The sequence below is a fragment of the Brevibacterium linens ATCC 9172 genome, from assembly GCF_900169165.1.
Classification (GTDB): domain Bacteria; phylum Actinomycetota; class Actinomycetes; order Actinomycetales; family Brevibacteriaceae; genus Brevibacterium; species Brevibacterium linens.
In genome coordinates, this window is the sequence record NZ_FXYY01000014.1 from 39,955 (window position 1) to 61,630 (window position 21,676).

A 21,676-nucleotide genomic window follows, 5' to 3' on the forward strand; every position below is an offset into this window, starting at 1 on the left:
TCCCGTCTCCATCCGGTGACGGGTTTGAACCGGTCACCAACCCGACAGCAGCAGCACCCGCTGAGCGGCCGAGGCGCCCTTGTCGAGCGGGCGCGGCGGCCTGTATCCGCCCTCGGCACCGAGGGCGATGATGAGATCGCCGAGTTCCTCCGCGATGAACGCGGCCAGGCTCTCGTCGACCGGCCAATCGTGACCGGTGCCGCGTGAGAGATCCGCGGCATGGAGGGCTAGCTCGAGGATGCGCATCTGCACCAGCTGCGCGCCGGGAATGCTCCCGATCCGATGTGCGACCGGCACCTGCAGATCGCACTCCTCAGCGAGCGTTCTGAATGCTGTCTCGTGAGCCCAGAATGATTCGAGCCTGTCATTGCCGCGGTGATCGACTCCCCTGGTGGCTTCGACCTTCGCAGTGCTCGCCTGCCCCAGCAGCAGCGTGCAGCGGACTCCCCCGCCGATCAGGTGATTGATGAGCTCGGCATTCGTCCACTCTCCGGCACCGCTCGTTCGATTCAGATCGGAAGCACGGACTCGCCGCAGCGTCTCGGACAACGAGATCTTCCGGCCAAACGGTGGCCCTGACCGTTCGGTCAGTATATGTTGTCCCTGCGTCCCGCGTGATGGTATACCAATGTGACCTGCCACTCGGGCCCCTGCTGCTCGACGATGAAGTGAGGAGCTGACCATGACAGTGGCCAGCGGTTCGGCCGACTACATCGGCCTCGCAAATGCACCGATTCTCTGGATACTCGCGTTGGCGGTGATGGCTGTCGTCGTCGTCCAATCGCTCATCTACATGACCGCCGTGAAGAAGAACGCCGAGTCGGCGGGAATGAGCCAACAGGAGGTCAGGTCGGCCTTCCGCGCCGGTGGTGTCGCCGCAATCGGACCGTCACTGTCGGTGGTCCTCGTCGCCATCGCCCTGCTGCCGCTCTTCGGCACTCCCCCGGTCATCGTCAGGGTCGGGCTCATCGGCTCCGCCGCCACCGAGGTGGCCTCTGCGTCGCTGGCTGCAGGCACCATGGGCGCCAACCTCGGTGATGAGACCTTCACCCGCGGGGTCTTCATCGTGGCTCTCATGGCGATGAGCCTCTCGGGAGCCGGCTGGATGATCTCCACTCTCATCCTCACCCCGATCTTCAAGCGCAGCTCCCACAAACTCGAGAAGGTCAATCCGGCGCTCATGTCGATCATCCCGGGCGCGGCACTGCTCGCGGCCTTCGCGGCCCTGACCTTCCGTGAGCTGCCGAAATCGCCGGCGCACGTCATCGCCGTCATCGTCTCGGCAGTCGTGATGAGCATCTGCCTGCTGCTGGCCAAGACACTCAAACAGAACTGGCTGAAGGAATGGGGACTGGGATTCTCCCTGCTCATCGGCCTCGTCGCCGCGTATTTCGCCCACTATGCCGGTCTCGGACTGCCCGAAGCCTGAGGAGAGAACATGTCATCGATCATCACATCACCCTCGCACGCGGCGTTCGAGCGCACCACCAGCCGGTGGGGCTCGATCACGCTGTTCATCGGATTCCTCATCGCCACCTCGGTGCCGTTCTATCTGATCTTCGTCGCAGACGCGAACATCGACTTCGGTGAGATCCTCACGGGGTTCCTCGCCGTGTTCGCCGTCTACGGCGTCTTCTACATCGTCGAACCTCTCACCTACTTCCCGATCCTCGGACCCGCCGGAATGTACCAGGCCTTCATGATCGGCAACGTCTCAAACAAGCTGCTGCCCTCGGCCATCGTCGCTCAGGACGCGATCGGGGCGAAGCCCGGCACCCGCAAGGGCGAATATGCGGCGACGATGGCCATCTGCGGGGCGGCGATCATCCACGTCACCTCGATGGTCATCTTCGTCGGCATCCTCGGCACGTGGCTCGTCACCCTCATCCCCGAGTCGGCCACCCTCGTCGCGAAGCTCTACATCCTCCCGGCCATCCTCGGCGGTGTCACCGTCCAGCTCATCGCGTCCCTCAAGCAGCTCAAGTCGACGCTCATCGCCCTCGGTATGGCGGCTCTGGTCATCCTCGTCCTCGTCCGACTGGTTCCCGTGCTCGCGCCCGGCGACGTCGCGATCGTCGTGTTCCTGACCATCCTCATCACCTGGTTCACCCGCAACAAATCGGTCACGGACAAGAGGTCGGGCGGCGACGGCACCGATACCGTCGGCATCAACTGACGACACCATGCCCCTGTCGCTCAGTCTCCGAGACTGACCCCCGCATTCGAGAATTCCTGCCAAGATGGCACCACACCACTGCCGAAAGGACATCATGTCGCTCAAGCCCGCTCTCCGCGCGTCGATCAGCGCCGATCTCGACCAGACGATTGCCGACTACAAACACTTCCACCGCACTCCCGAGCTGTCGATGCAGGAGACGAACACCGCCGCCGAGATCGCCTCCCGCCTCCACGCCCTCGGACTGACCACCCGCACCTTCGGCGGAACCGGCGTCGTCGCCGTGATCGACAACGGCGACGGGCCCGTCATCGGCTACCGCGCCGACATCGACGGCCTGCCGATCAGCGAGGACACCGGACTCGACTACGCCTCCGCCGCAGAGGGCACTCTGCCCGACGGGGAGACCACGAAGGTCATGCACGGCTGCGGCCACGACACGCACATCACCGTCGGGCTCTACCTCGCCAAGCACCTCGTCACACACAAGGACCTGTGGTCGGGCACGGTCGTCATGATCTTCCAGCCGGGGGAAGAGACCGGCCAAGGTGCGCGGGCCATGCTCGACGACGGACTCTGGGATGAGATCGTGCGCCCCGAAGTCATCTTCGGTCAGCATGTGTGGCCCGGAACGGCCGGCCACATCTACGCCAGCAGCGGCACCGCCATGGCGATGTCCGACTGCCTGCGCGTGACCGTCAAGGGCAAACAGGCGCACGGATCCCAGCCGGAGAATGCGATCGACCCGATCGTCCTCGGCGCCTATATGATCACCCGGCTCCAGTCGGTCGTGTCCCGTGAGATCTCCGGCCGCGACATGTCCGTCGTCACCGTCGGCACGTTCCACGGCGGGCTCAAGGAGAACATCATCCCGGACTCCGCCGAGTTCAAACTCAATATCCGCACCTTCACCGAGGAGGTCCGCGCAGTCGTCCTCGACCGGGTCCGCCGGATCGTTCTCGCCGAGGCGCAGGCTTCCGGCGCCCCGGAACCGGAGATCGAGGAGATGTATCGGTTCCCGCGCTGCTTCAACGACCCCGACGAAACCGAGTCGTTCCTCACTCACGTCGGAGCCGAGCTCGGTGCCGAGCAGGTCCACCTGACCGAGCCTGCCACCGGCAGCGAGGATGTCGGAGCGTTCGGAGATGACATCGGTGTGCCGTACGTCTACTGGTTCTTCGGCGGCTACTCCCCTGCGAAATTCGAAGGCGGACAGACCCCGGCCGGCAACCACTCCCCGTTCTTCGCTCCTGACGATGTCGAAACCACGCTCGAGACGGGCATCCGAGCCGCGCTGTCAGCAGTGCTGAGCAAGGTCGGAAAGGACCGCGCATGAGTGAGGAGATGCTGTGGTGGTCGACCCGTGAACTGGCCGCCCGGATCGCCGCCAAAGAGGTCTCCGCCCGTGAAGCACTGCAGGTCCACCTCGACCGCATCGACGCAGTCAACCCCGTCCTCAATGCCGTCGTCACCCGTGACGACGAGGCCGCGTTCGCCCAGGCCGAGGCGGCGGACTCAGCGACCGCTCGCGGTGAGAGCTTCGGGCCCCTGCACGGGGTGCCGATGACGCACAAGGACACTCACGACACTGCGGGAATGCGCACGACTTGGGGATCGCCGCTCATGGCCGATCGGGTTCCCGAATCGGATGCGCTCATCATCGCCCGACTCAAAGCCGCCGGGATCACGACGACGGGCAAGACGAATGTCCCCGAGTTCGCCGCCGGTTCGCACACCTTCAACGAGGTGTTCGGCACGACGGTGAACCCCTACGACCGAACGAAATCGGCATCGGGGTCCTCCGGCGGAGTGGGGGCGGTGCTCGCGGCCGGGATCCAAGCCTCCGGGGACGGATCGGACATGGGCGGATCACTGCGTTCGCCCGCATCGTTCAACAACGTCGTCGGGCTGCGACCGAGCAACGGCCGCATCCCGCACACTGCCCCGGGCAACCCCTATGCGTGGCTTGGGCAGAGCGGGTTCATGGCACGCACGGTCTCGGATGTCGCACTGCTGATGTCGGTGGCCTCAGGGCCGCACCCCTCGGCGCCGGCATCGATCCTGGAATCGGGCAGAGTCTTCGACCTCCCGGAATTCGCTCGTGCCGCCGACCACTCCCCCGACCTCACCGGTCTTCGGGTCGGATTCAGCCCCGACCTGGACGGACTGCTGCCTGTCGAGGCCGAGGTGAAGGACATCGTCGCCTCCACGGCTCAGGTGTTCAGCGGTCTCGGCGCGCAGGTGGACGCGGAGATTCCGAATCTCACGGACGCCGATGAGGTATTCAATGTGCGCCGTGCCCTCGACTTCGTCGGGTCCTGGGGCGGGCTGTATGAAGCGCACCCGGAGCACATCAAGGAATCGGTCAGGTGGAATATCCGCATGGGCCTCGATCTCACCGGCGCCGAGGTGGTTGCGGCCGAATCCGCACGCACCCGCCTCCACGGTGAGATCGACCGATACTTCGCCGGACACGATGTCCTCGTGCTCACTACCTGCCAGGTCCTGCCGTTCGATGCCGACATCGAATATCCGACGCAGATCAACGGTGTGCAGTTGGAGAACTACCTCGATTGGATGCGGGCCCTGTGCCTGATCTCGGCGACCGGGTGCCCCGCGATCTCGGTGCCGGCAGGATTCTCGGCCTCCGGCCTGCCGGTGGGTGTGCAGATCGTGGCGAAACCGGGCGCTGACGTCGAACTGCTCCGAGTCGCTCATGCCTTCGAATCGGCGACCGGTCACCACCGTCGGCGGCCGGAGCTCTGAGCGGAACGTCGCGCCGGAGTCGGCGCAGCGCGGGACGGACGGGGACAGGTATGGCAAACCTGGGCAGAGTTTGCCGAGCCTTTCCACACTGGAACGGTTCTAGAAAAGGTGTCAGGATATTCTCTAAGCAGGCGGAATGGATCCGCCTCGAACAGCAAAGGAGTAACAGATGCACCTGAGCCCCGCTATGCAGAAGGTCCTCAACGAGCAGGTCACCCTCGAACTCGAAGCCTCGTTGGTCTACCTCCAGCTCTCCATCCAGCTCGACGATCAGGATCTGCCCGGAATGACGCGCTGGATGCGCGCCCAGTCCGAAGAAGAGCAGGTGCACGCCGCGAAGTTCACCCAGCACTGCCTCGACCGCGGATTCGCCCCTCAGATCGGTGATATCGCCGCTCCGAAGGTCTCCGGCTCGCAGCCGATCGACTTCTTCAAGGCCGCTCTGGCGCACGAGGAGAAGGTCTCGGAATCCATCCGCAATCTCTACCGCACCGCCCAGGACGAAGCCGACCTCGACGTGCTGCCGCTGCTCCACTGGTTCATCGACGAGCAGGTCGAGGAGGAGTCGAGCATCTCGGAGATCGTCGGTCGCCTCGAGCGTGTCGGCACCGACGGTGCCGGTGTCCTGCGCATCGATTCCGAGCTCGGCTCACGCCACCCCGATATCACCGCCGACGGCGAGTGATATCTGCAGACCGACCACTTGAGGCTCAGCGCTCATCTCGAGTCGCGTGAGTCGAGGGTGGACTCGAATCGAGTACTCAGCGGCCGATCCCAGTGCGGGGTCGGCCGCTGTGCTGTCGGCCCCTGTGACGTCGGCACCGGACTCCGTACTCAGCCGAGCACCGACTGGCCGATGAGGAGTACGACCGGCAGAGTGACGAGCATGATGACGGTCTGTCCGGCGATGAGTGCGGCCATGAGCTTCGCGTCTCCCCCGAGCTGCCTCGCCATGACGTAGCCCGAGCTCGCCGTCGCAATCGACTGGAAGACCAATCCGACCAGTGCAGGCACCGTCGGGACGCCGAAGAGGGCCAGGGCTGCCAGCGACAGGCCCGGCAGCAGAAGCAGCTTGATCGCCGTGGAGGCGATGATGGCCCGGGTATGGGAGCGCAGCGAGAATGTCTGCAAGCCGGCACCGACGCACAGCAGACCGATGGGCAGCGAGGCCGACGCCAGGGGATCGAGAACCGTGGACGCCACGTCGGGCAGGCCCAGCCCGCTGACGTTGGCAGCTGCTCCGGCGACGCAGCCGAGCACGAGAGGATTCGTCACGATCGCCCTCAGCAGCGCGAACAGCGAGCTCGGCCCGGTGCGGAGGAACTCGAAACCGAGACTCGAGACGACGTTGACCGTGGGGACGAGGATCGCTGCGACGATCGCGGCAACGGCGCTGCCCTCGGAGCCGAACAGGCTGCCCGCCAAGGACAGCCCGATATAGGTGTTGAAGCGGATGCCTCCCTGCAGAACAGAGGTGAAGGCGGGAAGATCACGAGCGATGACCCGACGGGTCACAATGATGCCCACGGAGACGACCGCGGTGGGAACGACGAGCGCCGCCGCCAACCGCACGAGCGGGACATGGGCCACATCCACCTCGGCGACGGAGGTGAAGAGCAGCACCGGAAGCAGACAGTAGTACGCGAGCTTCTCCGCGCCCGACCAGAACTCGGGACTCCGAAAACCCGGCAGTCTCTTCAGCACCAGGCCGAAGGCGATGAGCACCGTGACGGGAAGGAGGGCGAGGAGTATGGGAACCAGGCTCACAGACTGAGAATTTCATGAGTTCGGAATCAATTCAAAGTTGAGTGTGTTTGACTCAATGTAGGACCCGAACGAAAGGAAGCACATGGCTACACGTTTCGACCCCATCCGCGACCTCGACCGATTCTTCTCCGAGGTCACCCGCACCCCGAATGCCACCACTCTGCCGATGGACCTCTACCGTGACGGCGAAGTCTTCATCGCCCGCATCGACATGCCCGGAGTCGATCCGAGCAGCATCGACGTCGACGTCGAAGACCGCACGCTCACGGTCCGCGCCCGCCGCGAATCCGAGGTCGCCGACAAGGACGTGAAGTGGCTGACCAGGGAACGCACCAACGGCACCTACGCCCGCCAGCTCACGCTCGGCAACCGGGTGGCCCTGGATCGCATCCGCGCCGACTACAGCGACGGCGTCCTCACACTGACGATCCCCGTCGCCGAGGAGGCCCGTCCGCGGAAGATCTCCGTTTCGCACGCTTCCGGACAGACCGCCCCCGAAGTGGTCGAATCGTCCTCGGCGGACGAACCCCGCTCCCCCGGCGCCGGCAGCTGACTCCGTGAGCGCGGGCCCCACCCGAACGCGGGTGGGGCCCGCTTCGTGCATTCAGCGGCGCTGAAGGAGGTAGGCCAGACACATGTACGGCAGCTCCGCCCTGTCCGGGATCGGATGTTCGACACGGAGATATTCGCGCAGATTCGATTCGACTCTGTTCCGGGTCTTCTCGTCCGAGCGCAGCCAATAGGAGCGTGTGCGAGCGAGGTCGACGATTCCATCGACGGAGACCTCCGTTGCGAATTCGACGAGTCTGTTCTCGTTGAGAGTCAGACCGCTGCCGGGCTGAGGCCGGTACTGGGGCCGGTACACGTCTCCTGCGTGCATGATCCGGCTCAGGCGCAGCACCCAGTCGACACGGACATCGAGCTGGTTGATGAGGATGAGCAGTCGGCCTCCCGGACGGAGGATGCGGGCCACCTCGGCGGCGGCTCTCGACTCGTCGAACCAATGCCAGGCCTGTGCGACCGTGACGAGGTCGAAGCTCTCGGCTTCCAGGCCCGTGGCCTCGGCCGTGCCGACCATGGTGGGCGCAGGATTGCGCTCGAGCGCGGCCGTGTCGGGATCGACGGCGATGAGATCGGTGCCGAGGGCAAGCAGCCGACGGCTGAGGATCCCGGTGCCCGCACCGAGGTCGCAGACCTGCAGATCGGACCAACTCCGGTCCCAGCCGGTCAGCGCCAGATCCAGAGCCGTCTGCGGATAGCCGGGGCGCACCTCGTCATAGACTCCGGCCTGAGCACCGAAACGGCGCCCGTGTGCGGCCTGCGCGCGTGGTCGCACCATCTGCCCCTGCCTTTCACCGAACTTATGTCGGTCGTCCTGGCGACCGCTGCAGACCACTCTAGCGTCGTTGTCAGCCAGCGAGTCGATAGGATGGAGTCAACGGCCCGTTCCCAGCCCTGAGGAGTCAGCATGTCCGCACCGTCCGATCTCCAGTCCCGACTGGATGAGGCCTCCGCTGCCTATGAGGAATTCGCCTCACGCGGCCTCGACCTCGACATCACCCGCGGCAAGCCCGCACCCGAGCAGCTCGACCTCGCCGCCGATCTGCTCACCGCGGTCAGCGGTGACGACGTGTTCACCCCAGGTGGTGTCGACGCTCGCAACTACGGTGGGCTCGACGGGCTCATCGAACTGCGTGAGATCTTCGCCCCGCTGCTCAAGGTGCCGGCGAATCAGCTGCTGGCCGGAGGCAATGCGTCGCTGACCTTCATGGCCCAGGCCCTGACCTTCGCGCTCATGCACGGCACAGCAGTCGACGACCGCCCGTGGGGTCGGGGACCGCACAAACTGCTGTGCCCCGTGCCCGGCTACGACCGTCATTTCACCCTGGCCGAATCCCTCGGATTCGAGCTTCTGACCATCCCGATGGACAACGAGGGACCGGTCATCTCCGAGGCGCAGCGTCTGGCCGAGGACCCGGCGGTCAAAGGCATGTGGTTGGTGCCGATGTATTCCAATCCGACCGGAATCACCATCACCGAGGCGCGGGCACGGGAGCTCGCGGCCATGCCGACCGCGGCGGACGATTTCGCTCTGCTGTGGGACAACGCCTATGGGGTGCACCATCTGCGTGAGGACCATCCGGACAATCTCGACATCCTCTCTCTGTGCGCCGAGGCAGGCAATCCCGAACGAGCATGGATCTTCGCTTCGACATCGAAGATCACGCATGCCGGTGCCGGTGTGTCGTTCTTCGCAGGCGGCCCGGCCACGGTCGACTGGATGCGAGCGAACCTCGGGAAGGTCGCGATCGGCCCCGACAAGATCAACCAGCTGCGCCATGTCCGGTTCTTCTCCGAACCCGCCGGGGTCGAAGAGCATATGCGCAGGCATGCCGAAATCGTCGCCCCGAAGTTCGACGCCGTACTTGCGGCGCTGGAAGACGGCCTCGGATCAGATGAACTGGCACAGTGGACCTCACCGGACGGGGGCTACTTCATCACTCTGACGACGATGGAGGGCATCGCGGATCGAGTGGTCAAACTCGCCGGGGAGGCGGGTGTGAAACTGACGCCGGCCGGAGCCACTCACCCGTACGGACTCGACCCGCACAACAACACCATCCGCATCGCCCCGACGATGCCGACACTCGATGAGGTCGAACTCGCGGCTCAGGGTCTCGTGGCATGCGTGCGACTGGCCAGCTATGAGAAGCTGCTGGCCGGCTGAAAGACCTACGCTGCCTGCAGACTTAAAACAGGTCCGCCCCGAACCGAATGGTTCGGGGCGGACCTGTCTGGTCCATGGTCGCCGGCTCAGTAGTCGTAGAAGCCGCGTCCGGACTTCACACCGAGCAGACCGGCATCGACCATACGCGACAGCAGGATCGGCGGTTTCGCGGCCGGATCACCGGTCTCCTCATACATGCTCTGGGCAGCGTAGAGGCAGGTGTCGAGACCGACGAGGTCGGCGAGCTTGATCGGGCCCATCGGGTGGGCACAGCCGCCGACCATGCCTGCGTCGATGTCCTCCTTCGTCGCGAACCCGGATTCGAGCATCCTCACCGCGCTGAGCAGGTATGGGATGAGCAGGGCATTGACGATGAACCCGGGGCGGTCATCAGCCTGGATCGGGTTCTTCCCGAGCACCTCGGCGACGAACGAGGTCACGGTGTCACGGACGTCGTCGGCGGTGAGGACCGAGGAGACGATCTCCACCAGCGGCTGCACGGGTGCCGGGTTGAAGAAGTGGACGCCGAGTACGCGTTCGGGACGCGAGGTCGACTGCGCGAAGCGGATGATCGGCATCGACGAGGTGTTCGACGCGAGAATGGCCTCCGGGTCGGTGACGACCTGGTCGAGTTCGGCGAAGATCGACTTCTTGATGTCTTCGTTCTCGCTGGCTGCTTCGATGACAAGCTGACGGTCGGCGAGATCGCCGATGTCGGTGGTGAACCGCAGGCGGCCGAGGGTCTCGTCGCGGGCAGCGGCATCGAGCTTTCCCTTGTCCACGGCGCGGGCCAGGGACTTCTCGATGCGGGCCCGACCGGCGGCCGATGCCTCCTCGTTGATCTCACGGACGATGACGTCGAGACCGGACTTCGCCAGCACCTCGGCGATTCCGGCTCCCATGAGTCCGCTGCCGATGACGGCTGTGCGCTGAATGCTCAAGAACTTCTCCTTCTCAGGTCATTGTGGTCGATGGTGTGCGTATCGATGTGCTCAGGACATCCGCGCGAGGAACCAGTCGGCCGAGCGGATGGCCTTCATAGCTTCCCGCCGGCGCTCTCCGGGCAGAGTCTGGATGTAGACCTGCCCGTCGAGGTGACCCACCTCGTGCTGGAGCATCTGGGCGAAGACCTCCGTGCCCTCGATCTCGATCGGCTGATTCTGCGCATCCACCCCGCGCACCCGAGCGAACTCGTAGCGCGGGGTGGGGAAGAACAGTCCGGGCACGGACAGGCAGCCTTCTTCGATGTCACGCAGCTGCCCGCCGAGCTCGACGATCTCCGGGTTGATGACATAGCCGGTGCGACCGTCGAGGTCGTAGCCGAAAGCCCGCAGGCCGACCCCGATCTGCGGGGCGGCCACGGCCGCACGGCCCTCGGGCCGTGCGGTGTCGACGAGGTCGGCGGCCAGGGCTTCGACGTGATCGTCGAAGACGGTCACCGTCTCACACCTGCTGCGCAGCACGGGGTCGCCCCATAGCCGGATCTCGCGTTCAGGCATCGATCACCACGACGAGGTCTCCGCCTTCGAGCTGCTGGACATCAGCGATGGCCACGCGGGAGACGGTTCCGGCCGTCTGCGTGGTGATCGTCGCTTCCATCTTCATGGCTTCGATCGTGGCAATGGTGTCTCCGACAGCGACCGTGTCACCCTCGTGGACCTGCATGGTCACGACGCCGGCGAACGGGCTGCCGACATGACCGCGGTTGTTCGGGTCGGCCTTCTCCGCCGTCTTGACTTCGCTTTCGACGGACCGGTCGCGCACCTGCAGCGGACGCAGCTGTCCGTTGAGGGTGAACATGACCGAACGCATTCCGCGTTCGTCGGTTCCGCCGATGGCCTGGACGCCGATGAGCAGGTTCTTGCCCTTCGCCAGTTCGACGGCGTGTTCTTCGCCGCCGGTGAGGCCGTAGAGGTATTCGGAGGTCTCGACGACGGACAGGTCCCCGTAGTTCGAGCGCATCGTCCGGAATTCCTTCGTCGGTCCGGGGAACAGCAGCTCGTTGAGCTTGTCCTTCCGCTCCCGGCCCGGTGACTGCAGGGCTTGGGCATCCGCGGGTTCGAGGTGTTCGACGAGCGGCTTGGCGGAGCGGCCGGCGAGAGCCTTCGTGCGGAACGGCTCGGGCCATCCGCCCGGAGGGTCACCGAGGTCGCCGCTGAGGAAGCCGATCACCGAATCCGGGATATCGAACTTGTCCGGGTTCTCAGCGAATTCCTCCGGTGAGACGCCGGCACCGACGAGATGGAGCGCCAGATCGCCGACGACCTTCGACGACGGGGTGACCTTGACGAGGTGGCCGAGGATCGAATCGGCGGCCGCGTACATGTGTTCGATGTCTTCGAACCGCTCCCCCAGCCCGAGGGCCACGGCCTGCTGCCGCAGGTTCGACAGCTGACCGCCGGGGATCTCGTGGCGGTAGACGCGACCGGTCGGTCCGGCGAGACCGGATTCGAAGGGTGCGTAGAGTTTGCGCACCGACTCCCAGTAGGGCTCGAGATCGCTGACGGCGTCGAGACTGATGCCTGTGTCGCGGTCGGTGTTCTCGAACGCGGCGACGAGGGCGGAGAGACTCGGCTGGCTGGTCGTTCCGGCCATGGCCGCCGAAGCGGCATCGACGGCATCGGCCCCGGCAGCGGCCGCAGCATAGAGGGTGGCCAGCTGGCCGCCGGCGGTGTCGTGGGTGTGGACGTGGACGGGCAGATCGAAGTTCTCCCGCAGAGCCGTCACCAGCTTGGTCGTGGCAGCAGGGCGCAGCAGACCGGCCATGTCCTTGATGGCGAGAACATGGGCTCCGGCCTCGACGATCTGCTCGGCCAGGCGCAGGTAGTAGTCGAGCGTGTAGAGCTCTTCGGTCGGGTCGAGGATGTCCGAGGTGTAGCACAGAGCCACCTCGGCCAGCGCCGAGTTCGTTCCGCGCACGGCTTCGATCGCCGGGCGCATCTGCTCGACGTCGTTGAGCGCATCGAAGACGCGGAAGATGTCGATGCCCGTGCGAGCGGCCTCGTCGACGAAGGCGTCGGTGACCTCGGTCGGGTACGGGGTGTAGCCGACGGTGTTGCGGCCGCGCAGCAGCATCTGCAGATTGATGTTGGGCACCGCGGCGCGCAGAGCCTCGAGGCGTTCCCAGGGATCCTCACCGAGGAAGCGCAGAGCCACATCATAGGTGGCACCGCCCCAGGCCTCGATGCTCAGCAGCTCGGGCGTCATCCGGGACACGTGTGAGGCCACGGCCAGCAGATCGCGGGTGCGCACGCGGGTGGCGAGCAGTGACTGGTGAGCGTCACGGAACGTCGTATCGGTGACGCCCAGCGCGGTCTGCTCGCGCAGGGCACGCGCGAAGCCCTCCGGACCGAGCTCGGCGAGGCGGTCGCGGCTGCCGGGGGCGGGAGCCTGCGAGAGGTCGATGTTCGGGAGCTTGTCGCCCGGGCGGATGCGCAGCCCCGGTTCGCCATGGGGCCGATTGACGGTGACGTCGGCGAGGTAGTCGAGCAGCTTCGACCCGCGGTCGGCGCTCACGCGTGCGTCGAAGAGCTGCGGGCGCTCTTCGATGAAGGACGTGGAGAGGTCGCCGGCGACGAATGCGGGATCGTCGAGAACGGCCTGCAGGAAGCCGATGTTCGACGACACCCCGCGGATGCGGAACTCCGCCAGCGCCCGCTTGGCCCGGCCGACGGCCTGAGCGAAGTCCCGGCCGCGGCAGGAGAGCTTCACGAGCATCGAGTCGAAATGGGGGCTGACGGCGGCACCGGCGTGGACGGTTCCACCGTCGAGGCGCACGCCGGCACCGCCGGCCGAGCGGTAGGCAGTGATCGTTCCGGTGTCGGGACGGAACGAGTTGGCAGGATCCTCGGTGGTGATGCGGCACTGGAGGGCGGCACCCTTGATGCGCATCTCTTCCTGTCGCAGGCCGATCTCTTCGAGGCCGGCTCCGGCGGCGATGCGCATCTGAGATGCGACGATGTCGACATCGGTGATCTCTTCGGTCACGGTGTGTTCGACCTGAACGCGCGGGTTCATCTCGATGAACACATGCTTGCCTGCGCGCGGTCCGTCGGTCTCGAGGAGGAACTCCACGGTGCCGGCGTTCTGATAGCCCAGCGCCTTTGCGAACTTCAGGGCATCGGCGTGCAGGGCGGCCGCGATCTCGGGGTCGAGGTTCGGCGCCGGAGCGATCTCGACGACCTTCTGGTGGCGGCGCTGCACGGAGCAGTCGCGTTCGAAGAGGTGGATGGCGTTCGAATCGTTGTCGGCCAGCACCTGGACCTCGATGTGTCGGGGGCGCTGCACGGCCTGCTCGATGAAGACCGTGGGGTCGCCGAAGGCGCCTTCGGCCTCGCGCATGGCGGCCTTCAGCGCATCCTCGAGCTCGGTCGCCTGAGCCACGCGACGCATTCCGCGGCCGCCGCCGCCTGCGACGGCCTTGACGAAGAGCGGGTATTCCATCGATTCGGCATCGGCCAGCAGCTGCGCGATATCGGCCGAGGGTCGTGTCGAGTCGAGCACCGGAATGCCCGCATTGCGTGCGGCCGCCAGCGCCTGGACCTTGTTTCCCGCCAGTTCGAGCACATCGGCCTTGGGCCCGATGAAGGTGATGCCCGCGTCAGCGCAGGCACGTGCCAGATCGGGGTTCTCGGAGAGGAATCCGTACCCGGGGTAGATGGCGTCGGCGCCGCTCTCCTTCGCCACCCTCAGCATCTCTTCGACACTGAGGTACGCGCGGACGGGGTGGCCCTCCTCGCCGATCATGTAGGCTTCGTCGGCCTTCATCCGGTGTTCGGAGTTGCGATCCTCATACGGGAAGACTGCGACGGTGGAGGCTCCGAGCTCATAGGCGGCACGGAAAGCGCGGACGGCGATCTCTCCGCGGTTGGCCACGAGGACTTTGGAGAACATAGGTGTCTCTCACTTCTGTATCGGCCGCACTGGGCGACTGGTCGACAAGCTGTCGGAAACATACTCTACAAGTGACCTGGAACACCCCTGCGCCCGGGGGTCGACTTTGGACTGAGACGTGAGTCTCGGCGTGGTCGGCACGGCTCGGCAGCCGCCGATACGTTAACGTAGGAGCGTGCTTGTCCTCAGTATCAGCAGCCTCAAAGGCGGAGTCGGTAAGACATCCGTGACGCTCGGTCTGGCCTCGGCGGCCTACAACAGAGGAATTCCCACTCTGGTCGTCGACATGGACCCGCAGGCGGACTCGTCGACCGGCCTCGATGTGCCGACCTCGACGCGTGTCGACATCGCCGATGTGCTCGCTGCTCCGAAGTCCCAGAAGATCCTGTCCGAGGCGATCATCCCCTCCGGGTGGGTCGGAGACCGGCTCGGCCACCTCGACGTGATCTCCGGTTCTCCGCGCGCTGCGGAATTCGATCGGCCTTCACTGTCCGAGCGCTATCTGCGCCGACTCGAAGACGCCCTGACGCGGATCGCCAAAGGCTACCGGCTCGTCCTCATCGACTGTCCGCCCAGCCTCAACGGCCTGACCCGCACGGCGTGGACGGCGAGCAATCGCGTCGCGGTCGTGACCGAGCCCAGTCTGTTCTCCGTCGCGGCCGCCGATCGGGCCCTGCGCGCGACCGATGAGCTGCGGCAGCGCGGTGCCTCCGACCTGCAGCCTCTCGGACTCGTCGTCAACCGGGTGCGGGCCGGTTCGACCGAACACGACTATCGCATCCAGGAGATGCGTGAGATGTTCGGTCCGCTCGTGCTCAATCCCCCTCTGGCCGAACGCGCGGTCATGCAGCAGGCTCAGGGTTCGGCGCGACCGATCCACTCCTGGCCCGGCAAACCGGCTGAAGAGGTCGCCGGCTCGTTCGACGCTCTTTTGGAGCGTGCGCTGCGCTCGGAGAACATCCGGGGCCGACGCGGTGCGGCCCCGGCCAAGAACGGCGCTCAGCAGACCGAGAAGAAGTGAACGCTTGAGCCGCTGCTCCCCCAGCAGATCGTCGACTGCCGCCCCGAACCCAGGTTCGCGGCGGCAGTTCTGCAGTTGATGAGAACTCTCAGGTCGCGATCGGAGCGACCGCGTTCGGAACGACCCAGCCAAGAACCGAGGCGGCCCGCTCGATCTGAGCGGGCCGCCTCGGTGGTGGTGCAGAAACTCTGTCGGCTGTCAGCCGGACTTGCGTGCGCGTCGTGCTGCGAGTTCGTCCATGGCTTCGAGCGCCGCATCGTCTTCGGGAATGCGTTCGCTCGGGAATTCGGAGAGCGTTCCCTCGACTTCGTTCCAGACGCGCCCCACGGCGATCCCGAAGACGCCCTGACCACCCTGGAGGAGGTCGACGACCTCATCGGGTGACGTGCATTCGAAGACGCTCGCGCCGTCGGACATGAGAGTGATCTGGGAAAGATCCTCGACGCCGCGAGAGCGCAGGTGCTCAACCGCCGTGCGGATCGACTGCAGCCCGACGCCGGTGTCGAGGAGTCGCTTGACGATCTTGAGGACGAGGATGTCACGGAAGCTGTAGAGCCGCTGGCTGCCGGATCCGGTCGCATTGCGGATCGACGGGGTCACCAGATCGGTGCGCGCCCAGTAATCGAGACGACGATAGCTGATGCCGACGACCTTGCAGACGGTGGGACCACGGTAGCCGGCCTCTTCATCGAGCACGGGCAGATCATCATCGAACAGCAGGCCCTGGGCCGCTGACGGCATCGGCGTCATGTCGACGCTTTCATGACTTGAGCGGTTCACACCGACTCCTCCTTTAAGTCCCTGGGGGAAGCGAAGGTCGCTTGGAAGGACCGAGAACATAGTCATTCTAGCCCTCTTCCCAGCGAACCTACAGTGGGATTCAACAACTCCAAGTTATTCTGCCGTCCCGGCCAGGACAAACACCCCGAGGTAACAATTTCCGCGTGTCGCTGTTACCGCAGTATTCGAACATGTCACATGGATGTCATTCAGGCGGCTGAGGGTGGGCCGAGGCGAGGAATCAGGGAATCAGGCCGACGGCGACGGCTCGTCGCTGTCGGATTCGGGCGCGCCCCGGCCGGAGGATCCCTGCGTCTTCGCCTCTCCATTGCCTGTCGCGGCATCGCCGTCCTTGGACGCGCCCGTGGCCGCGTCCTTATCGGATTCCGACTTCTTCGGCTTCGCGCTCGTCAGCAGCTTGGTCTTGACCGTCGACGCATAGGTGTCGACGTATTCCTGACCCGACAGGCGCATGATCTCGTACATGATCTCATCGGTGACTGACCGCAGCATGAAACGGTCGACCGGCAGTCCCGCATACTTCGAGAAGTCCATCGGTGTGCCGAAGACGACGCCGACACGCCCGAGCTTGGGGACGAGGCGACCGGCCGGCTGCAGCTTGTCCGTGCCGATGATCGCCACCGGAACCACGGGAGCCCCCGACTCGAGGACGAGGCGTGCGATGCCGGTGCGTCCGCGGTAGAGCTTGCCGTCGGGCGAGCGGGTGCCTTCGGGGTAGATGCCCAGGGAATTGCCTTCGCGGAGGACCTTCAGCCCGGATTCGAGAGAGGCCTGCGATCCCGATCCGCCGCCGCGGTCCATGGGCAGCTGGTTGTTGAGCTTGAAGAACCAGCGCGTCACCGCGCCCTTGATTCCGCGACCGGTGAAGTAGTCCTTCTTCGCCAGGTAGACGACGGGGCGCGGAGCGAGCAGAGGAACGAAGATCGAGTCCATGAAGTGGTTGTGGTTTCCCGCGATGATCGCCGGGCCCTCGGCAGGAAGATTGTCCAGGCCGCGCACCCACGGACGGAAGAGAATACGCAGGATGGGTCCGGCGAGAATTCGCTTGAGAAACCAGTAGAACACGCGCACCCTTCCGACTACGACTCTTTGTCGTCCTCGGCAATCATATATCGACACGAACGGTGAACAGCGAAGTCCGCTGCGACACATCCGTGCCATGCTGGGACCATGGAGATCGATTTCACACTCAGAGCGGATCCGACGGCCGCCTACCGCAGCCGCGGCAACGGCTCGTCCACCGCGGTCCTGTTCCTGCACGGACTCACCGGCTCGCCGGTCTCCTGGGTGCCCATCGCCCGTGCGGTCGAGGGTCGGGGCATCGACGTCAGCGTTCCCCTGCTGCCCGGTCACGGCACCTCATGGCAGGACATGGACGCCACCGGGTGGTCCGGCTGGTTCGGCGCGGCGCGCACCGAGCTGGGTCGTCTGCAGGCCGACCATGACAGGGTCATCGTCGCCGGGCTGTCGATGGGCGGGTCCCTGGCATTGGCGCTCGGCGCCGCGGAGGGGCGCCCCGATGAGATCATCGTCGTCAATCCGGCCCTCTTCGTCGACTCCCCCTTCGCTCCCCTGCTGCCGGTCCTCCGGCATGTCGTGCGGACGATTCCGTCGATCGGCGGCGATATCGCCCACCCGGACCGCGACGAGTGCGCTTACGAGCGGACCCCTGTGGCTCCCCTGGCGACGTTCCATCGTGCGCTGAAGACGCTGCGCGACGATCTGTGGAAGGTCGACCGCCCCGTGACCGCAATGATCTCCGGTGAGGACAATGTCGTCGGCCCGCGGACGTTGCGTGTGCTGCGTTCGGACCTTCCGCAGCCGCCGAGGATCGTCGCCCTGCGGCGGTCCCGGCATGTCGCCACCCTCGACTTCGATGCGCACACCATCGCCGAGACGGTCCTGGAGTCAGCTCGCACCGGAGCGGCCGTGCCGTTCCCGTCGGAGACCGGGGAATAGCCGAGCTCACGGAATTGCTGATGCAGATATGAACGACGACGGCAGCGCTTCGACTCCCGACGACGAAGGTCGGGAGGATTGGCGAGGAGACGTTCCCGACCCGGAGAAGATCGGGCACGACCGATCGCGCATCAGCGACGAGGAGTGGGACGACCTCGTCCGGCAGATCGCCAAACCCTCCGCCGCCATGGGCGATATGCCCGCCGAGGATGTTCGCGACGCGCTCGAGGACACCGAGCACTGGGAACCCGAACCGGCGGAGCCCATCGGGTGGCGCACCGCGTCGCCCACTCTCGTGCTGTCCTGGGCCGCCGCCCTCGGAGCAGTCGTGCTCCTGCTCATCGGCGTCATCTTCTTCCGACCGTTGCCGGAATGGTACCTGCTCATCGGACTGGCCGTCGGCATCGGCGGAGCGGTCGGGCTGTTCTTCCACCTGCCGAGCCACCGGTCCGCCGACGACGGCGACGGATCCTCGGTGTGAATGGTGCTGATCGCTTCGCGTCAGCCGCACCTGAGAGACTGAGCGTCATGACCGTCCCCTTCGACCGCGCCCCCGGCGCATTGCACAACTCCCAGCTGTCGTTCGACAGCCTCGGCACTCCTCTGTCCGAGGTCACCTTCGTCATCGTCGACCTCGAGACGACCGGCACCCGGGCGGGGCAGTCGGAGATCACCGAGATCGGTGCGGTCAAGACCCGCGGCGGTGAGGTCATCGGCGAGTTCCAGACGCTGGTCAAGCCGGAACACTCCGTGATCAGCCCCTTCGTCGCCCGGCTCACCGGCATCACCCATGCGATGGTCGATGACGCCCCGCCGATCAGCTCGGTGCTGCCGAGCTTCCTCGAATTCTCCATCGGTGCGGTGCTGGTGGCCCACAACGCTCCCTTCGACATCGGCTTCCTCCGCTCGGCCTGTGAACGTCTCGACTATCACTGGCCGGCTCCGACGGTCCTCGACTCCGTTACGCTGGCCCGCCGCGTCGTCGGTCGTGACGAAGTGCGCAATCACAAGCTCTCGACCCTGGCCGCTCATTTCGGCACCCAGGTCGAACCCGACCACCGTGCGCTCTCCGATGCTCGCGCGACCGGTGAGCTCCTCCACCATCTGTTCGAACGCTTCGGCGGCTACGGTGTGACGACTCTCGAGGAGCTGTCCACCGTCAGGCAGTCGGGGTGGGCGAAGCGTCAGGCCAAATCCCATCTGGCCAAGGGCGTTCCCGCCGAACCCGGCGTGTATATGTTCCTCGACGGCACTCGCCGTGTGCTCTACATCGGCAAGTCCGGGAATATGGCCCGACGGGTCCGCGGGTATTTCAACGCCTCGGAGAACCGCGGACGCATGGCCGAGATGATCACCGCGGCACAGGAGGTCAGCTGCCTGGCCTGCGCGCACGCGCTGGAAGCCGAGGTCCGCGAGATCCGCCTCATCGGCGAGCTGGCGCCTCCGTACAACCGACGATCGAAGAATCCGGACCGCAATTCCTGGATCGTGCTCAGCGATGAGCTCTTCCCGCGATTGTCGGTGGTCCGGGCGAATTCGGCCCTGGAACGCTCCCCCGCGCCGCCGCTGGGACCATTCCGATCGCGGAAGTCCGCACAAGCCGTCAAGGAGCTCCTCGACACCCTCTACCCGGTCAAGAGGTGCACGACGACGATCAGGAAGCGCAGCCTCGGCGAGCATCGTCCGTGCGTGAGCGCCCAGGTCGGTCAGTGCGGCGGCCCATGTGCGGGGATCACGGACGTCGATGACTACCTGAGCTCCATCAGGGAGCTGTTCGAGCTCGTCGCCGGGGATCTGTCGTCTCTGCAGCGATTGGCCGCCGAACGGATGCGGCGACTGGCCGGTGAGGCTCGTTACGAAACGGCGGCCGAGGTCCGTGACGCGCTGCGCACGGCGGTGTCGATCGCTGCTCGGGCCGAGCAGGTGTCGGCTCTGCGCAGGATTCCCGAACTGGTTGCGGCGGCGCCCGGATCCGAGGCCGGCTGGGATCTGGCGATCATCCGGCACGGCAAACTCGCCGGTGCCGGCCATGTGTCGGCCAGACCGGCCATGGCAGATTCGCTGGCGGTGCTGGCCGCGACCGCGGAATGGGTGCCTGCTCCGGGCGCGCTGCCGCAGGAGACGGACTCTCTGCCGGAGGAGACGCGACTGCTGGCCGGCTGGTTGGAGACTGCCGAACTCATCTCCGTGACCCCCACAGACGACCGTGGCTGGTCGCTGCCTCGACAGGGAGCGACCAGCCACGCTCAGTCATCAGGAGCGGTTCGTCTCGGCAACCCGATGTGAGACGTCGATGAGCTGTTGGAGTTTGTCCGCACCGCCGCCGTTGTCGATCGTCTCCACCGCAGTCTCGAGCTTGAGCGCCAGGCGCTCGGTGAACGTGCCCACAGCCGATTCGTCGGCGGCCACGAGAGCCGCCGCGGCATTGATGGCCACGATGTCGCGCACGGCTGATCGCTCACCGTCGAGGACAGCCCGGGTGATGGCGGCATTCTCGTCCGGACCGCCTCCGCGCAGATCGTCCTTCGTCGCCCGCTCGATGCCGAGGTCGAGTGCGTCGAAGGTGGTGTGCTCTATCTCGCCGTGACGGACCTCCCACACATCGTTGACGGCAGTGTTGCTCAGCTCGTCGAGTCCGTCTTGAGACCGGAACACCACGGCCTGGTGACCGCGCTTGGCCAAGGTTCCGACGACGAGCGGGGCCATCTGGGCGTCGGCGACTCCGATGGCCGTATGCCGCGCCCGGGCGGGGTTCGTCAGGGGTCCGAGGATGTTGAACGCTGTGGGAACGTTGATCTGTCGCCGGACTGCCGCGACGAACTGCATCGAGGGATGGAAGACGTTGGCGAAGCAGAAGGCCAGCCCGACCTCTTGGGCGATCTGACCGGTCTGTTCGGGTGTGATGTCGAACCGCACCCCGAGTGCTTCGAGCACATCGGCGGAGCCGGACGCCGAGGACGTCGCACGGTTGCCGTGTTTGACGACGCGCTGCCCGGTCGCGGAGATGATCATGGCCGCGGTCGAGGAGATGTTCGCCGTCTTCGCACGGTCCCCGCCGGTGCCGACGATGTCGACGGAGTCTTCGAGCCCGGGAAGGGGCACAGCGTGGTCCATCATCGCCGCCACCAGCCCGGCGATCTCTTCGACCGTCTCGCCCTTTGTGTGGTGGGCGGCCAAGAATGCGGCCATTGTCACATCGGGGGTCTTGCCCGACATGATCTGGTCCATCGCCCACGCTGCCTGAACTCCGTCGAGGTCCTGCTGATGCATGAGTGCCATCAGCAGGTCGGGCCAGTTCTGAGTGGCTGCCGCGACCTCGCTGCGGGACTCCGACACGTGCGGCGCCGGGGTGGTCAGGGGCGTGGAATCAGTCATCCGTATGAACTCTCACTAGGCGTTCTCACCGTCCCGCAGAAGGGGACGTTCCTTACCTGCGGAATACTATCGCGACTTCGACACGCGGGCAGAAGCTGCCCCCGGAACGAGATTTCGGCACCAGATCGCGGTTTTTGCTACGTCGTGTAGAAATTTCTTTCCCGAAACCTGGGTAAAAGATGAAAACTCA

20 protein-coding genes are annotated in these 21,676 nt (G+C 65.6%); 11 read left to right on the forward strand and 9 right to left on the reverse strand.

The annotated features are described in order from the left end of the window. Positions 1-33: 33 nt before the first annotated feature. Positions 34-549: a maleylpyruvate isomerase N-terminal domain-containing protein gene (locus BLIN9172_RS11490; RefSeq protein ID WP_101555212.1), complete on the reverse strand. Its 516-nt coding sequence runs from the start codon at positions 547-549 to the stop codon at positions 34-36. 133 nt (positions 550-682) lie between these two features. On the opposite strand from BLIN9172_RS11490, the gene BLIN9172_RS11495 reads away from it, so the two are divergent. The 5 genes from BLIN9172_RS11495 to BLIN9172_RS11515 all read left to right on the forward strand — a co-directional run bounded on the left by BLIN9172_RS11495 (position 683) and on the right by BLIN9172_RS11515 (position 5,627). Beyond that, complete coding sequence (locus BLIN9172_RS11495) at positions 683-1,429, forward strand: DUF5058 family protein (RefSeq protein WP_025778344.1); 747 nt, start codon at positions 683-685, stop codon at positions 1,427-1,429. Between the two features lie 9 nt (positions 1,430-1,438). After that, positions 1,439-2,176 (forward strand): hypothetical protein, encoded by a 738-nt coding sequence (locus BLIN9172_RS11500; protein ID WP_101555213.1) that lies wholly within the window; start codon positions 1,439-1,441, stop codon positions 2,174-2,176. Positions 2,177-2,270: 94 nt separating this feature from the next. Beyond that, the gene (locus BLIN9172_RS11505) at positions 2,271-3,512 is read left to right on the forward strand and encodes an amidohydrolase (protein WP_101555214.1); all 1,242 of its coding nucleotides are present in this window, start codon (positions 2,271-2,273) and stop codon (positions 3,510-3,512) included. After that, positions 3,509-4,942, forward strand: a complete 1,434-nt coding sequence (locus BLIN9172_RS11510) for an amidase (RefSeq protein WP_025778341.1) — start codon at positions 3,509-3,511, stop codon at positions 4,940-4,942. The genes BLIN9172_RS11505 and BLIN9172_RS11510 overlap by 4 nt, the downstream gene beginning before the upstream one ends. Positions 4,943-5,111: 169 nt before the next feature. After that, complete coding sequence (locus BLIN9172_RS11515) at positions 5,112-5,627, forward strand: ferritin (RefSeq protein WP_101555215.1); 516 nt, start codon at positions 5,112-5,114, stop codon at positions 5,625-5,627. A 149-nt stretch (positions 5,628-5,776) separates the two neighbouring features. Here BLIN9172_RS11515 and BLIN9172_RS11520 read toward each other — a convergent pair whose 3' ends face one another. Continuing rightward, positions 5,777-6,709: an AEC family transporter gene (locus BLIN9172_RS11520; protein ID WP_025778339.1), complete on the reverse strand. Its 933-nt coding sequence runs from the start codon at positions 6,707-6,709 to the stop codon at positions 5,777-5,779. A gap of 82 nt (positions 6,710-6,791) precedes the next feature. Between BLIN9172_RS11520 and BLIN9172_RS11525 the strand changes: the two genes are divergently transcribed. Further along, positions 6,792-7,262, forward strand: a complete 471-nt coding sequence (locus tag BLIN9172_RS11525) for an Hsp20/alpha crystallin family protein (protein WP_025778338.1) — start codon at positions 6,792-6,794, stop codon at positions 7,260-7,262. A gap of 51 nt (positions 7,263-7,313) precedes the next feature. Here the strand turns inward: BLIN9172_RS11525 and BLIN9172_RS11530 are convergent, their stop codons facing one another. Then, positions 7,314-8,048: a class I SAM-dependent methyltransferase gene (locus BLIN9172_RS11530; RefSeq protein ID WP_025778337.1), complete on the reverse strand. Its 735-nt coding sequence runs from the start codon at positions 8,046-8,048 to the stop codon at positions 7,314-7,316. 129 nt (positions 8,049-8,177) lie between these two features. Between BLIN9172_RS11530 and BLIN9172_RS11535 the strand changes: the two genes are divergently transcribed. Next, on the forward strand, positions 8,178-9,437 hold the full coding sequence (locus BLIN9172_RS11535) for an aspartate aminotransferase type Ic (RefSeq protein WP_101555216.1): 1,260 nt from the start codon (positions 8,178-8,180) through the stop codon (positions 9,435-9,437). A gap of 86 nt (positions 9,438-9,523) precedes the next feature. On the opposite strand, the gene BLIN9172_RS11540 is transcribed toward BLIN9172_RS11535, so the two are convergent. Genes BLIN9172_RS11540 through BLIN9172_RS11550 form a run of 3 tightly spaced genes read right to left on the reverse strand, consistent with a single transcriptional unit; the run spans position 9,524 to position 14,330 of the window. Continuing rightward, entirely contained in the window at positions 9,524-10,378 is an 855-nt protein-coding gene (locus tag BLIN9172_RS11540) for a 3-hydroxybutyryl-CoA dehydrogenase (protein WP_101555217.1), read from the reverse strand. 51 nt (positions 10,379-10,429) lie between these two features. Continuing rightward, a complete protein-coding gene (locus tag BLIN9172_RS11545; RefSeq protein WP_101555218.1) occupies positions 10,430-10,936 on the reverse strand; it encodes a peptide deformylase in 507 nt (168 codons plus the stop codon). Continuing rightward, positions 10,929-14,330: a pyruvate carboxylase gene (locus BLIN9172_RS11550; protein ID WP_101555219.1), complete on the reverse strand. Its 3,402-nt coding sequence runs from the start codon at positions 14,328-14,330 to the stop codon at positions 10,929-10,931. Before BLIN9172_RS11550 ends, BLIN9172_RS11545 begins: the two co-directional genes overlap by 8 nt. 175 nt (positions 14,331-14,505) lie before the next feature. Here BLIN9172_RS11550 and BLIN9172_RS11555 point away from each other — a divergent pair, with 175 nt between their 5' ends. Beyond that, positions 14,506-15,351, forward strand: a complete 846-nt coding sequence (locus tag BLIN9172_RS11555; protein WP_025778332.1) for a ParA family protein — start codon at positions 14,506-14,508, stop codon at positions 15,349-15,351. 198 nt (positions 15,352-15,549) lie between these two features. Here BLIN9172_RS11555 and BLIN9172_RS11560 read toward each other — a convergent pair whose 3' ends face one another. Together BLIN9172_RS11560 and BLIN9172_RS11565 are read right to left on the reverse strand one after the other, a co-directional pair. Beyond that, positions 15,550-16,131 carry a MerR family transcriptional regulator gene (locus tag BLIN9172_RS11560; protein WP_025778331.1) on the reverse strand — a complete coding sequence of 194 codons (582 nt, stop codon included), beginning with the start codon at positions 16,129-16,131 and terminating at the stop codon, positions 15,550-15,552. 249 nt (positions 16,132-16,380) lie between these two features. Continuing rightward, positions 16,381-17,217: a lysophospholipid acyltransferase family protein gene (locus BLIN9172_RS11565; protein WP_240812062.1), complete on the reverse strand. Its 837-nt coding sequence runs from the start codon at positions 17,215-17,217 to the stop codon at positions 16,381-16,383. 105 nt (positions 17,218-17,322) lie between these two features. Here BLIN9172_RS11565 and BLIN9172_RS11570 point away from each other — a divergent pair, with 105 nt between their 5' ends. The 3 genes from BLIN9172_RS11570 to BLIN9172_RS11580 are packed head-to-tail and all read left to right on the forward strand — an operon-like array spanning position 17,323 to position 20,397. After that, positions 17,323-18,111 carry an alpha/beta hydrolase gene (locus BLIN9172_RS11570; RefSeq protein WP_101555220.1) on the forward strand — a complete coding sequence of 263 codons (789 nt, stop codon included), beginning with the start codon at positions 17,323-17,325 and terminating at the stop codon, positions 18,109-18,111. 28 nt (positions 18,112-18,139) lie between these two features. Then, positions 18,140-18,592, forward strand: coding sequence for a YiaA/YiaB family inner membrane protein (locus tag BLIN9172_RS11575; protein WP_101555221.1), 453 nt, complete (start codon positions 18,140-18,142; stop codon positions 18,590-18,592). Between the two features lie 47 nt (positions 18,593-18,639). Next, positions 18,640-20,397, forward strand: a complete 1,758-nt coding sequence (locus BLIN9172_RS11580) for a DEDD exonuclease domain-containing protein (RefSeq protein WP_101555222.1) — start codon at positions 18,640-18,642, stop codon at positions 20,395-20,397. Here the strand turns inward: BLIN9172_RS11580 and trpD are convergent. Further along, on the reverse strand, positions 20,365-21,486 hold the full coding sequence (gene trpD, locus BLIN9172_RS11585) for an anthranilate phosphoribosyltransferase (RefSeq protein WP_101555223.1): 1,122 nt from the start codon (positions 21,484-21,486) through the stop codon (positions 20,365-20,367). The genes BLIN9172_RS11580 and trpD overlap by 33 nt on opposite strands. Positions 21,487-21,676: the final 190 nt, after the last annotated feature.

What these genes read in the sequence shown, in the direction of transcription:
- BLIN9172_RS11495 (WP_025778344.1), top strand. Translation starts at nt 683, where the DNA reads ATGACAGTGGCCAGCGGTTCGGCCGACTACATCGGCCTCGCAAATGCA.
- BLIN9172_RS11500 (WP_101555213.1), top strand. Translation starts at nt 1,439, where the DNA reads ATGTCATCGATCATCACATCACCCTCGCACGCGGCGTTCGAGCGCACC.
- BLIN9172_RS11505 (WP_101555214.1), top strand. Translation starts at nt 2,271, where the DNA reads ATGTCGCTCAAGCCCGCTCTCCGCGCGTCGATCAGCGCCGATCTCGAC.
- BLIN9172_RS11510 (WP_025778341.1), top strand. Translation starts at nt 3,509, where the DNA reads ATGAGTGAGGAGATGCTGTGGTGGTCGACCCGTGAACTGGCCGCCCGG.
- BLIN9172_RS11515 (WP_101555215.1), top strand. Translation starts at nt 5,112, where the DNA reads ATGCACCTGAGCCCCGCTATGCAGAAGGTCCTCAACGAGCAGGTCACC.
- BLIN9172_RS11525 (WP_025778338.1), top strand. Translation starts at nt 6,792, where the DNA reads ATGGCTACACGTTTCGACCCCATCCGCGACCTCGACCGATTCTTCTCC.
- BLIN9172_RS11530 (WP_025778337.1), bottom strand. Translation starts at nt 8,048, where the DNA reads ATGGTGCGACCACGCGCGCAGGCCGCACACGGGCGCCGTTTCGGTGCT.
- BLIN9172_RS11535 (WP_101555216.1), top strand. Translation starts at nt 8,178, where the DNA reads ATGTCCGCACCGTCCGATCTCCAGTCCCGACTGGATGAGGCCTCCGCT.
- BLIN9172_RS11545 (WP_101555218.1), bottom strand. Translation starts at nt 10,936, where the DNA reads ATGCCTGAACGCGAGATCCGGCTATGGGGCGACCCCGTGCTGCGCAGC.
- BLIN9172_RS11550 (WP_101555219.1), bottom strand. Translation starts at nt 14,330, where the DNA reads ATGTTCTCCAAAGTCCTCGTGGCCAACCGCGGAGAGATCGCCGTCCGC.
- BLIN9172_RS11570 (WP_101555220.1), top strand. Translation starts at nt 17,323, where the DNA reads ATGGAGATCGATTTCACACTCAGAGCGGATCCGACGGCCGCCTACCGC.
- BLIN9172_RS11575 (WP_101555221.1), top strand. Translation starts at nt 18,140, where the DNA reads ATGAACGACGACGGCAGCGCTTCGACTCCCGACGACGAAGGTCGGGAG.
- BLIN9172_RS11580 (WP_101555222.1), top strand. Translation starts at nt 18,640, where the DNA reads ATGACCGTCCCCTTCGACCGCGCCCCCGGCGCATTGCACAACTCCCAG.
- trpD (WP_101555223.1), bottom strand. Translation starts at nt 21,486, where the DNA reads ATGACTGATTCCACGCCCCTGACCACCCCGGCGCCGCACGTGTCGGAG.